Origin of the sequence: Allomuricauda sp. M10 (assembly GCF_020782875.1) — a bacterium.
Lineage (GTDB): Bacteria > Bacteroidota > Bacteroidia > Flavobacteriales > Flavobacteriaceae > Flagellimonas.
The window spans coordinates 15,728-27,980 of the sequence record NZ_JAJGBN010000008.1 but is presented as its reverse complement, the minus strand read 5'-3'; the positions used below and the strand labels follow the sequence as shown (position 1 = coordinate 27,980).

The window sequence follows — 12,253 nt, the reverse complement described above, 5'->3', positions numbered from 1 at the left end:
TAGTTGAAATCAAACTTTGGTTAAAGTTCCACCTTAATTTTTTTCTGCGCTTTTGAAGCTTCCTTGCCCCAATCGGAAATGGCAACCAGGACGGGAATCAACGTCTTGCCAAAAGTAGTGAGTTCATATTCCACCTTAAGGGGTGGCTTACTGGTGTACACTTTTCTGCAAACCAATCCGTCGGACTCCAATTCCTTTAGTTGAAGACTCAAAGTACGCTCTGTAATGGTGGGTATTTCCTTGCGGAGTTCATTATATCTCTTTTTTTCCTTGGCAAGATGAATCAGGATTACCGATTTCCATTTGCCTCCTATATACTTCATTGTGAGGCTGGTACTGCAAGGATAATGTTTGTCGTCGACAGAATACATGGAATGAAAAGTTTAAAAATACCTGCTATACATTTTGACCGTTATTGCAAAGATATAAAACTATACATACGTTTGTAACTATAAAAAGTATAGTTTAATCGAAATTATAAAACCAATGGATTTTTTACAACTGGCAGAACAGCGATATACCACAAAAAAATACGACCCTACCAAAAAAATTCCCGAATATAAAATTCAAGATTTAAAGGAAATTCTTCGGTTGAGTCCTTCTTCTATCAATAGTCAACCATGGCGTTTCATTTTTGTTTCGGATGATAAAATGAAAGAGGAACTCGCCAAACAGTCCTTTTTTAATGATCAAAAAGTGAAGGATACCAGTCATTTGGTTGTTTTTACAGTGATCAACGACCTCGACAAGTTTGAGGAACAAATTGAAAAACACCTACAACCAGGAAGCGTGGGGTATTTTAAACAATTCCTGAAACCGCTTGACGAAGAAGTGGTCAAATCTTGGTTGTCCCATCAAGTGTATTTGTCCCTTGGTTTCTTTTTGGGGGCCTGCGCTTCAATGGGTATCGATTCCACTCCCATGGAAGGCATTGAAAAGGAAGGGTACGATTCCGTTTTACAACTGGATGGATATACTTCTTTGTTTGCTGTTGCCATTGGGTATCGTGATTCGGAAGATGCCAATCAACCAGCCCTAAAACAAAAATCCAGATTGGATCTGGAAACAGTGGTGCATTCCATCTAAACCTCTTAATCAAAATTATTCTCTAAATGCGGATGGCCCTTGGCTGTCCGCCCATATTCTTATTCTTCAAAACAAACCGATGAAACATTTACACATTATCAACGCCCATCAATATTATCATGGTATTTCCGAAGGAAAATTGACCAAAACCCTAGCAGAAACCACCAAAACCTTTTGTGATGATCACGGTTATACCTATACCGAAACCATAATTGAAAATGGATATGATCCCGCAGAAGAAGTGGAAAAATATGTCAAGGCTGACGTTGTAGTGCTACATACGCCAGTGTATTGGTTCAATACTCCTTGGATCCATAAAAAATATGTGGATGAGGTATTTAATACCGGACTGGCTTTGGGTAAATTATTGAAGGATGATGGCCGCACCCGAAAGGACCCCTCCAAAAATTATGGTACCGGTGGATTGATGCAGGGACGAAAAATGACCATGGTAGCGTCTTGGAATGCCCCGGATGAATTTTCAGGGAACAAAGACCAATATTTGTTGCAAGGCAAAACAGCGGATGATGTTTTGTACAACGTTGGGGTTAACTATCGTTTTTGTGGGTATGAATTACTGCCTAACTTTCATTGTTTCAATGTGATCAAAGATCCACAGATAGAAACGTATCTTCGTGGTTATAGAAACCATTTGGAACAGATCATAAAATAGTCAACCCATAAAATCAACGCCATGAAAATATACGTAGTAGCCCTGATTACCAGCAAACCTGAATTTGTTGCAGAAGTAAAGAATGCATTGGTGGAGCTTATGCAGGAAACCCACAAAGAAGAAGCATGTATTCAATACGACCTTCATCAGGACAAGGAGGATGAGACCCGATTCATCTTTTATGAAATTTGGAAAGACCAAGCGGGGTTAACAAAGCACAACGGTCAACCCCATATTAAAAAATTCCAGGCTTTTGCCAATGGAAAATTACAGGAAACCCCTTTGGTCATCAAGGCGGATAGGGTCTGATCATAAAAACAAATAGCCCAATTCTGAATAAGGCGTTAATAAATGTTTGCAGCTCATAAGGATGCTGTAATTTTGCACCATGTTTTCAGAAATCATTACGATATACAAGGATTGGGGAAGGCTGCTTTATGACTACCTTCTAAAAACGGGGATGGGTGAGGGTTTGGCATCCTATCTCAACCTATTGATTTTATTGGTTGGGATTTTGATCGTGGCCTTTGTGCTGGATCTTATTCTTTGGAGGGTGTTGCGTGGAGTTTCCATTCGCTTGGCTCGAAAATCACGGAACAATTTCGATAATTTTCTGGTGATGCACCAAGTGCCCCGCTACGTGGCTCATATTTTTCCATTGTTGCTCTTGTTGGAATTTGTTCCCATCGCATTTATGGATTTTGAATATGCGAGTGGCATTGCCTTGAAAGTGATTAAGATCCTATTCGTGTTTCTTACCCTGGTCATTTTCAGGAAATTCTTTAAAAGCACCAATGGCTACCTAAAAACCTTGCAAAAATTTAAGGACAAGCCTATTGACAGTTACGTGCAGGTGTTTATGATTTTTGCTTGGGTAGTGGGGATCCTGACCATATTTGCCATTGTCACCGAAACCACCGTGTGGAAGTTTTTTACGGCTCTTGGTGCTGCCTCGGCCATTGTACTGCTCATTTTTAAGGATTCCATTCTGGGGCTGGTGGCCAGTATTCAGGTGACTATAAACGATATGGTTCGCATTGGGGATTGGATTACTTTTGAAAAATATGGCGCCGATGGTGATGTGATCGAGATTTCCTTGGCCACGGTAAAAGTCCAGAATTTTGACAAGACCATTACCACCATTCCTACCTATGCCTTGATTTCGGATTCCTTCAAAAACTGGAGGGGCATGCAGGTTTCGGGTGGAAGGCGGATCAAACGGGCATTGATCATCCGTCAAAAAAGTATACGGTTCCTTACCGAAAAGGAGATAGCGGATTTGAAGAAAATCCAGTTGGTGGAATCTTATTTAAACACTAGGAGTGAACAGATAAATGCCTATAACAAGGATAACAATATCAACAAAGAACTTTTGGTGAACGGACGTAACCTTACCAATTTTGGCGTCTTTCGAAAATACGTCACCAATTATCTTCAAAACCATTCGGCCATCAACAAAAATATGACCTTGATGGTGCGTCAATTGGAACCCACCACAAAGGGGATTCCCTTGGAAATCTATGCGTTCAGTTCCGATAAACGTTGGGAAAACTACGAATATGTCATGGCCGATATCTTTGATCATCTTTTGGCCGCATTGCCTTATTTTTCTTTGGAGGTATTTGAATTTCCTACATCCATCACTATGGATGATTCGGAGCATTGAGGTGAATTCTTAGGAAGGTTTTGTACACCTTTTGCTAAGGGCTGATTTCATGAGGCAATCCAATAATTTGATTGGTAATTCCATAATTCTAACTGATCCAAATCAGGAATAATCCAAAAGTTGTTGCCGCAACATCTATTGGACAAATCTTGAAAGATTAAAGCCTTATTTTTGGAAAAACCAAACCTCTTAAATATGAAACATAAAGTTTCCCTTACATCATTTCTTTATTACTCTGTGGTCTTATTGACTGGTCATTTTGCAGCTGCCCAAGAATGGAACGGCTATACACCAACTTCCTTTCAAGAACAGGAAAAAATGGAAACCCTGTTGTTGCAGGGCATGGATTTTCCCAGTTATCGGGAACATTTGAAAAAACTAACAGAACGGCCTCATATTGCAGGTACTCCAGCCAATGAAAAGGTGGCCGATTATATGGCCCAAGTGATGCAGGCTGCAGGAATGCAGGTGGATCGCTACCCATACGACATTTATATGACTACGGATGGCGGAACTTCCAGTATTGACCTAGTTACACCTATCCGGTTGCCGTTGAACCAACAGGAATACATCATGCAGGAAGATCCCTTCTCTTCAGACCCAACTTTAGGAAAAGGTTGGAATGCGTATTCTGGTAGTGGGGATGTAACCGCTACGGTGGTGTATGCCAATTATGGAACCAAGGAAGATTTTGAAAAGCTCGCTGAAATGGGCATAGATGTAAAAGGAAAGATTGTAATTGCTCGCTATGGAGGAAACTTTAGAGGTTACAAGGCCAAATTTACCGAACAATATGGAGCGGCCGGTTTGATTATTTATACCGATCCTGCCGATAGTGGTTATATGAAAGGCCTGGTTTATCCTGATGGGGTATTTTATGACGAAAGCGCCATTCAACGGGGCTCTCTTTTGACAACGGATTACGAAGGAGACCCCTTGACCCCATTTGAGCCTGCACTTCCGATGGATGGTAAAAAGAAAATCAAGCGAATGGACCCCTCCGAAGCCAGCTTGCATACCATTCCAGTACTTCCGATCGCCTATGGTGCCGCCAAGGAAATCTTTGCTAGGATGAACGGAAAAGTGGTTCCTTCGGGTTGGCAGGGTGGCTTGCCTTACACGTACCGATTGGAAGGTGGGGAAGAACTGACCCTTAGGTTACAAGTAGACCAGAAAAAAGATTTTACACGAATCAGCAATGTGGTGGGGACTTTTAAAGGTTCCGAATATCCGGATGAGTGGATCATTTTAGGATGTCATTACGATGCTTGGGCTTTTGGAGCAACGGATCCCAATAGTGGAACAGCCATGCTGTTATCTTTGAGTGAGGCATTGGGCAAGATGGTAAAAGCGGGACATTCCCCAAAGCGTTCCATCCTTATTGCACATTGGGATGCAGAGGAACACGGTGTGATCGGTTCTTCGGAATGGGTGGAGCAAATGCGTGATGCCTTGAATGCCAAAGCCGTGGCCTATCTCAATTTTGACGGCGGGGTTTCAGGTAAAAATTTTGGAGCTGCTTCGTCCCCAACGTTAAAAGGTCTCGTAACGGAAATGGCCCAAAAAGTAGATTATCCTTACACCGATAAAACGCTTTACGATCAGTGGAGAGGGGAGAAAGAAGTTCCCGGTATCGGTAACCTTGGTGGTGGATCGGACCATATCGGTTTTTACATGCACGTAGGGGTGCCCTCCTTAAGCGGTGGTTCTGGTGGACCTACCCTTTACCATACCAATTATGACGATTTCCATTTTTATGAGACCTATGTGGATCCTGAGTTTAAAATGGGGGGAACCATTGGGCAATGGGCCGGTCTGATGGCGCTACGAATGGCGAATGCGGAGGTGATTCCCTATGATGTAAAAAGATATGCCACGGACTTAAAAGGGCATTTTGAAAATGCCATCAAAAAGATAAAGGAATTTGATAAAGATTTTGCAGGCTTTGGAAAAGTGGAAACCGCTTTGGCCGTTTTGGAAAAAAACACCACCGTTTTAGATGTGGCCCTGACCAAAGCTTTAGGTGAAAAGACACTTTCCAAAAAGGAGTTGAAAGGTATCAATGAACAATTGATCGCTTTGGAAAAAAGCTTTATTGATGAAAAGGGCATGTATTATGGTTCTTGGTACAAATCCTTGTATGCTTCTACCGATCCATTTAGTGGGTATGCTTCTTGGATCCTTCCTGGATTGGAATATGAAATATCCCTTGAATCATCAAACAGGTTGGAAGAATGGAATCAACGTTATGCTGCAGCCATCGAATCTTTGGCGAACAAAATTTTGACGTTGGCAAACAGTATTTCCTAAGAAACTTGAAAAGCGAATATGGAAAAGCAGGCCTTTGGCCTGCTTTTTTTGTAATTGTTTATTTTGGGTAACCCACCACTTGATAGGGTTCCTTTGGGAAACCGTATAAGACTACTTTATCGTGGTCAATTTCCTTGATTGCCAACAAAATGACCCTATTTCCATTATCGTACAAAGTACCAAAATAGGTATCTTTTATTTTTTCCAATACAAGCTTTCTTCCTTCTTTTCCGAGCCTTTTGTTGAGTTCTTGTATTGTTATGCTGTCCAATGTTTGGTTGAATTTAAAATCCAGTATTTCGTTGTTCCATTCTATAAAAAACTGAAGCTTTTGGATTTCCTCTTCAGTTAATTCGGTCAAAGTAGGTGTTAGTCGCTCATAGTGTATGGTAAATTCAGTGTATTCTGTTTTGGATTTGTTTTCACTGATTATGGTATGTGTTTTTCCCATCCGAAAAAATCGAATTCGATTTTCGTTGATGACTTCATTTTTAGTTTCCGACCATTTTTCGCTGTATAACAACTTCTTTTGCAAAAATCCATCTTTCAACTGGTCCAATATTTCATAATGTAATATTTGATTCCCTTCAAATTTGATGACCATCGGCTTTCCATAATATTTTCCATCGTTGATCATTAACCAAGTTCCGCTCATATCTGGTTTATCCATTCAATTGAAAATATTATAAATATGGTTGAATATAATTATTCTAAAATATAGGATAAGGATTAGTGGCAGATTTCAATTCGCTAACTTTTTGTTCCATTACTCAAACCTCCCTTGTTAATTTGCATTGCTGGGGGCAGTTTCAAATAGTTGGTCATTATAAAATGACAGTGGTGCAGATTATGTCCTACAGTCATAAAACCAAGTGCTCGTGGTGTGAAATTGACTTTGTTTGCCTTTCCTTTAAAATCCAACATTTCATCCGTCATGTTTTTAAAAAGTGTCATGGTTGAATTTCTGACACAGTCATATTCCTCTTTTAAATCGGATAGGTTTAGGTGTGTCGATTTTAGGTTTTCGATGTATTGGTTCTCGTCAAAACCCGGAAGCTCGGTAGAGTCAAACCTCGAAAACCGCAAAGCCCGATATGTATATACCCTCTCGCAATCGATAACATGCTGGACGACCTCTTTTGTAGTCCACTTGCTGGGTGCATAAGCGTAATTTTCGGTATCAGGTGTTATGAGATGGAACAACTCCTGTGTAAAAATTCTACTTTTTTCAAGTTCGTTCAACAGATCATCAGTCTGAACCAAGTCAAAAAAGGAATGACAATATGCTGGAGCATCTCTGTAGTAGGTTTTATTGGGCATTATCTATTTAACAATTGATTTTCATGATTATACACAATGATTTTGACCATGGGAAGTCGGGGTCGTTTTATTTATTTTTTGCAATCCTGAATCCAAATCCGTCATTTCGTGTATCAGGAGGGGATTGGTATCTTACTTCTGGCATATGAATGCCATATTCCAAAGGTTTTCCATTGGCGTTCTGCGTCTCGTAAAACCAGCTCACCCCTTTTGAAATTTTATATGCACCTTCGGGTGGCCCTTGCGGGTTTGTTTTGTTGACCAAACTATCTTTTTCTGGATTGTACCAATCAAAAACCCATTCCCCTACATTTCCGGTCATATCATAAATGCCGAGTTCGTTTGGCTTGAGTAGTCCTACCTTGTGAAAAGTACTATCCGAGTTTTCCCTGACCCAACCTACTTCTACTGGGTCATTACTCCCGCTATATGTAAAGTTTTTACTTTTTTGCCCACCTTTTGCGGCGTATTCCCATTCTGCTTCCGTCGGTAATCTTCCTCCAGCCCATTTGGCAAATTCATTTGCCTCATCCCAAGTGGCCAACATAGGTTTTTTATCTTCCCATTGATAAAACACTTTTTTTCCATAAGCATTTTCAATGGGTGCTTCCGGCATGCTTCTTCTGGTGCTTTTACAAAACTCTTTGAACTGCTCCACTGTGATTTCGTATTTACTGATATAGAAATCGCTAATTTCCACAAATCGATGAGGGCTGGTGAAACCTGTAATGGTATCTCCTTTTGGACTGATGATGATTTGGTTCTTGCCTTGTTCAAAGGTTCCCCCTTTTACAAAAACCCAGTCGATTTCCGTATCATCCTGGTTTTGCTTGCAAGAAAGGAAAACCAGAATTCCTAGTACCAGTAAAGTTTGTTTTTTGATCATTTTTTGATTTTTGTTTGGTTTAATAACATGGGTTCAAGGGAGAATCATTGGAAAGATGTTTAGCTGCCATGATTAAAACTTAGTCATGTATTCTGACAAATTCAATGTCCTTTAAATTTTGACCGGACACCTTAAATTTAATGACACTACCCTGTATGTCCCTTGTAAAATCTAGTTTGCCGAAAAAAGATTTCCTAGAGTAAAAACTATCCTTGGTGAGTGGTTGGAGCACTATGTCTTCATCTGAACAATGTTTTGCCTTCAATTCCCCATTTTGGAGGACCAATTCAAAAAAGGTGTTGAATTCTTCATTTTTATATAAGCCTGTAAAGTCGGTAAGTTTTACTTCCTCGGGTAGAATCGTTTCCAAGGTTATCTTTTCACAATCGTATTTGAAATCGGCAATATGAAAAATGAAACCGTTTTTATAAAAGGAAAGTTTAGCGGTTGGGATGTAGGGGAACAGGAATTCATCATCGCCTATTATAGGAAGTGGGGCTTTATCCTTGGTTCCATAGGATTGGAAATAGAGTGTGTCTTTGTTGGCGATAATGTTAAAATAGTTTCCAGGAAACATTTCGTAAGTGCCTTCAAATGATTTTAACTCCCTTTCGGTATAATGTGTTTTCTTGGGGGGCAAGGGTTCTTTTAAATGGTCTTTGAGGAATGTATCCACTATTTGGTAGACAACCTCAAGTGGCGTAAAGTCATTGTTGTTTCCAAGGATGACAACTGAAAATTGAAATTTTGGAACGTGCAGAATATATGAACGATATCCCGCATCGCCACCTCCATGAAAAACCAAATTCAGGCCTTTATAATTTTTGAATTCCAACCCTAAGCCATATTGAACCACTTTGCCTGAATTGAGTTTAGTTGGTTTTTGCATCTCCTGAAAAATCTCTTTGGCTTCAGGGGACGGGTTTTGGAACATAGATGCCCATTTACCCATATCGTTAATTGTAGTACTTATCCCAGTGGAACCGTTGGATTTTAAATTAAAGGGGTAATTAACGTAGGTCCCATGTTCCAACTTGTATGAATGCGCCTTGTTTTTCACAATAAGCACTGGACTGTCTACAGCATTACTCCGCATCATTCCAGCTGGTTCAAAAACTTTGTCTTTTAGTGCCTGCTTAAATGATTTTTCTTCAACGCGTTCTATAATTTCTGCCAGTAGAGCAAGACCTGTGTTATTGTATTCATATTTTTCTCCCGGTTTAAAATTAGTCGTCTTAATGTTTAACAGCATTTTTATTGCCTCTTTATGTGTCATTCGATCTTGAGGTCCAATCCCGATCAGATGGGCCAATTCATTCAAATTAGGTAGGCCATGGGTATGGTTGGCCAATTGGTAAAGATTTATTTTGAACGGAAGATCCTTCAATTCTGGCAGGTACTTCCGCATGTCGTCACTCATGGATAGCTTACCCTCTTTCTCCAATAAAAGGGCCAGAAAAGCTGTAAATTGTTTGGAGACCGACGCAATATGAAAGGCTGTTGAGTCAGAAATGGAAATCCCCTGTTCAAGATCGGCCATACCAATTTGATTTTTATATATGGTTTTCCCCTCTTTTATGATGGCAACCGCAATGCCTGGTTCATTTTTATCATAGTGGCTGCCAAGTATTGAATCAACTTGGTGAAATTCTTTTTGGTAATTTTTTTGCGCCAAGAAATTTTGAAAGGATAGGCCAAAAAGAAATAGAAGTAAGATCGATTTTCTCATGATGTACAATGATGAATATGGCCCAAACATAGAGGTCGTTTTTCATAAAAGTGTCCGAATAAGAAAGTCGGACTAAATATTGTACCGTGTGAGTGATGGTTTATTGTGAGAGGGCTGCTTTTCTGTAGGCTGTTGGGGTTTGATGGGTAATTTTCTTGAAGGCGGTGTAAAAGGAAGATTTCGAGTTGAAACCAACCTGATAGATGATTTCTAAAATGGTGAGTTTTCTATTGTCTGGATTTTCCAGGATTTCCTTGGCCTTATCAATTCGGTATTCGTTTATAAAATCAAAGAAGTGCTTGCCCAAGTGATGGTTGATTAAAATCGACAGGTCTCTATCGGGTATTTGCAAATGGGAGGCCAATTTTTCCAAGGTAAGTTCGAAATCGAGATACGGTTTCTCGTTTTCCATAAAATGTAACAATTTTTGGATAGCTTCAAGAGTTTCGTCGTCCTTTTCTGTCTCGGTTTCTTTTTCCCTTAAGATGGAATGAACCGGAACAAGTCCCGTTTTAATACCTGTGAAAAGGTGTGGGTTGTACAAAGCGGTCAAAACAAACCAACAAATGATGAATAGGGCCACAATACTGATGATAATATACAGGACCTGGATCAAGTTGCCTTCACTTCCCAAAAATAAAGCTCCCATTTTCAGCAATACAAAAACATGGGCAAAACAGAAAAATAGGGTTATTCGAAACAACCATTGATACCCGGTACGATCGGCATGGGAATAATTCTCCAGATAAATGGTCTTATATCTTTTTAGGGCATGAAAAACAGCGAAGATATAGCTGAAGTATTGCACTTCTACAACGATACTGAAATAGAAGAGACTCTGCTCGGAAATGGATGTGATTGTAAAGACCAGCACAAAAAGCAAAAACAACGCCCCGTGTAACCAATGCTTAGGTTTTATCCTGAAATCAGAGTAACAGACCGAGAGCACATAAAAGTAGAACAGGGGCATCTGTAACAGTGTGGAAGAAGTTTTCAGTATCCTGAAATTGGGATGCTCCATAAAAAAGCCAATGAGGAACAGTCCCGATAAATCCAAGGCGGTAACCAGCAGAAATATGGCAAAGATACGATTGGCCATTTTCTTCTCGCTTTTGACAGTGAACAAGAAAAATGAAAATAGCACCATCAAAAAAAAGATGATTTTTCCCAAACTGGCGATAAGTTCCAAACTGTCCAATTTTTAAATAATATTGAGAATTACCTTTGATTCTTACTCATCGTTTCTTTGAAACGATACAGTACTAACAGGTATAAAAATAGCTTTTTTCAATGAAGCAGTTCGGAGTCCAGGCTGAATATCGGAGGGGCTACAAAAGAAAAAACCTTGATCAATCTTTGATTGTCAAGGTTTTAAATTTTATTTCGTGACCTGGCCGGGGCTCGAACCCGGGACCCTTTCATTAAAAGTGAAATGCTCTACCAACTGAGCTACCAGGTCATTCAATAAGGGCGTAGCAGTTTTGCTAAGCGGGTGCAAATATAACATCAATAATCTATTTTACAAGGTGAATTAATGATAAATTTGTGTTTTTTTGAAATCGCAGGAAGTTCAAGCTTATGAAAGTAGTTTTATTGGGATATATGGCAAGCGGAAAGTCAACAGTTGGACGGCTGTTGGCCAGTGAATTAGGAATTCCGTTCCTGGATCTGGACTCCTACATCGAAGAACAAGAAAAAAAATCCATCAAAACCATTTTTTCTGAAAAGGGAGAAATCCATTTTCGAAAATTGGAACACCAAATGTTGGCCAAAATATTGCAAGAAAACGCTTCTGTGGTCCTTTCAACAGGAGGGGGAACACCTTGTTACGGAAACAATATGCAAACTATTTTGGAGGAGGCAGACCACGCTATTTATCTGCAAATGGCTATTCCCGATTTGGTGGAACGTATCGCTAGGGAAAAGGAAAACCGGCCACTTGTAAAGGATATTCCCGATGCAGATTTACCAGAATTTGTAGGGAAACACCTTTTTGAACGGATTCCGTATTACTCCCAGGCCCATCACATGATCAATGGTAAAGGAAAGCCCGAAGCTGTGGTTGATGAAATCAAAAAAGTATTACTCTAGATAGACCGCATCATTATTGGGCTCAAAAACCACTTTAATGTGCTCATTCAACGAAGTGGAAAGGGAAATTCCCTTAAAATCAGCTTTGATCGGGTATTTTTTATGGTTTCTATTGACCAGAACCGCTGTCTTCAATTGTTTTATTGGAGTCTTTAAAAAGTGATGCGTGCCATAGATCAATGTGGTTCCGGAATTCAACACATCATCCACCAATACAATTGATTTATCGGTATACTCCTTTTCGTCCATAGACGTACTCACCCCACTGTCCAATGGATTTTTTTTGTCCATGTCCATTTTAAGGAGTACAATTTTCGCATCGGTAATCTTTTTAAGGATGTCCGCAATTTTTTTGGCAAAGTTCACCCCACCGCCGTTAATACCGGCAATAATGATTTCCTCCTCATCCACATTCGTCTCATAAATTTGATAGGCAATGCGTTTGGCAATATGCTGGATCTGTTCGTGGGTAAGTATGCGGTTCATCATATA

13 protein-coding genes and 1 tRNA gene are annotated in these 12,253 nt (G+C 39.9%); 6 read left to right on the top strand and 8 right to left on the bottom strand.

The annotated features are described in order from the left end of the window. Positions 1 to 20: 20 nt before the first annotated feature. Positions 21 to 371: a winged helix-turn-helix transcriptional regulator gene (locus LKX84_RS16565; protein ID WP_228238609.1), complete on the bottom strand. Its 351-nt coding sequence runs from the start codon at positions 369 to 371 to the stop codon at positions 21 to 23. A gap of 115 nt (positions 372 to 486) precedes the next feature. On the opposite strand from LKX84_RS16565, the gene LKX84_RS16560 reads away from it, so the two are divergent. The 5 genes from LKX84_RS16560 to LKX84_RS16540 all read left to right on the top strand — a co-directional run bounded on the left by LKX84_RS16560 (position 487) and on the right by LKX84_RS16540 (position 5,735). Continuing rightward, positions 487 to 1,086 (top strand): nitroreductase family protein, encoded by a 600-nt coding sequence (locus LKX84_RS16560; RefSeq protein WP_228238608.1) that lies wholly within the window; start codon positions 487 to 489, stop codon positions 1,084 to 1,086. Between the two features lie 79 nt (positions 1,087 to 1,165). Then, a complete protein-coding gene (locus LKX84_RS16555) occupies positions 1,166 to 1,759 on the top strand; it encodes an NAD(P)H-dependent oxidoreductase (protein ID WP_228238607.1) in 594 nt (197 codons plus the stop codon). 21 nt (positions 1,760 to 1,780) lie between these two features. Continuing rightward, positions 1,781 to 2,068 (top strand): putative quinol monooxygenase, encoded by a 288-nt coding sequence (locus tag LKX84_RS16550; protein ID WP_228238606.1) that lies wholly within the window; start codon positions 1,781 to 1,783, stop codon positions 2,066 to 2,068. 79 nt (positions 2,069 to 2,147) lie between these two features. Further along, positions 2,148 to 3,425 (top strand): mechanosensitive ion channel family protein, encoded by a 1,278-nt coding sequence (locus LKX84_RS16545; RefSeq protein ID WP_228238604.1) that lies wholly within the window; start codon positions 2,148 to 2,150, stop codon positions 3,423 to 3,425. Between the two features lie 195 nt (positions 3,426 to 3,620). After that, entirely contained in the window at positions 3,621 to 5,735 is a 2,115-nt protein-coding gene (locus LKX84_RS16540; RefSeq protein ID WP_228238602.1) for a M28 family peptidase, read from the top strand. A 58-nt stretch (positions 5,736 to 5,793) separates the two neighbouring features. On the opposite strand, the gene LKX84_RS16535 is transcribed toward LKX84_RS16540, so the two are convergent. From LKX84_RS16535 to LKX84_RS16510, 6 genes are all read right to left on the bottom strand, one after another. After that, on the bottom strand, positions 5,794 to 6,405 hold the full coding sequence (locus LKX84_RS16535; protein ID WP_228238593.1) for a hypothetical protein: 612 nt from the start codon (positions 6,403 to 6,405) through the stop codon (positions 5,794 to 5,796). An 80-nt stretch (positions 6,406 to 6,485) separates the two neighbouring features. Beyond that, positions 6,486 to 7,055: a DinB family protein gene (locus tag LKX84_RS16530; RefSeq protein WP_228238591.1), complete on the bottom strand. Its 570-nt coding sequence runs from the start codon at positions 7,053 to 7,055 to the stop codon at positions 6,486 to 6,488. Positions 7,056 to 7,122: 67 nt separating this feature from the next. Continuing rightward, positions 7,123 to 7,941, bottom strand: coding sequence for a formylglycine-generating enzyme family protein (locus tag LKX84_RS16525; RefSeq protein WP_228238589.1), 819 nt, complete (start codon positions 7,939 to 7,941; stop codon positions 7,123 to 7,125). Between the two features lie 79 nt (positions 7,942 to 8,020). Continuing rightward, a complete protein-coding gene (locus LKX84_RS16520; RefSeq protein WP_228238587.1) occupies positions 8,021 to 9,670 on the bottom strand; it encodes a serine hydrolase domain-containing protein in 1,650 nt (549 codons plus the stop codon). A 100-nt stretch (positions 9,671 to 9,770) separates the two neighbouring features. After that, positions 9,771 to 10,868, bottom strand: coding sequence for a helix-turn-helix domain-containing protein (locus LKX84_RS16515; protein WP_228238585.1), 1,098 nt, complete (start codon positions 10,866 to 10,868; stop codon positions 9,771 to 9,773). A gap of 188 nt (positions 10,869 to 11,056) precedes the next feature. Beyond that, a tRNA-Lys gene (locus tag LKX84_RS16510) sits at positions 11,057 to 11,129 on the bottom strand. A 119-nt stretch (positions 11,130 to 11,248) separates the two neighbouring features. Here LKX84_RS16510 and LKX84_RS16505 point away from each other — a divergent pair. Beyond that, positions 11,249 to 11,761: a shikimate kinase gene (locus LKX84_RS16505; RefSeq protein WP_228238584.1), complete on the top strand. Its 513-nt coding sequence runs from the start codon at positions 11,249 to 11,251 to the stop codon at positions 11,759 to 11,761. On the opposite strand, the gene LKX84_RS16500 is transcribed toward LKX84_RS16505, so the two are convergent. Further along, on the bottom strand, positions 11,753 to 12,250 hold the full coding sequence (locus LKX84_RS16500; protein WP_228238583.1) for a phosphoribosyltransferase family protein: 498 nt from the start codon (positions 12,248 to 12,250) through the stop codon (positions 11,753 to 11,755). The two genes, LKX84_RS16505 and LKX84_RS16500, sit on opposite strands and share 9 nt — an antisense overlap. Between the last annotated feature and the right edge of the window lie 3 nt (positions 12,251 to 12,253).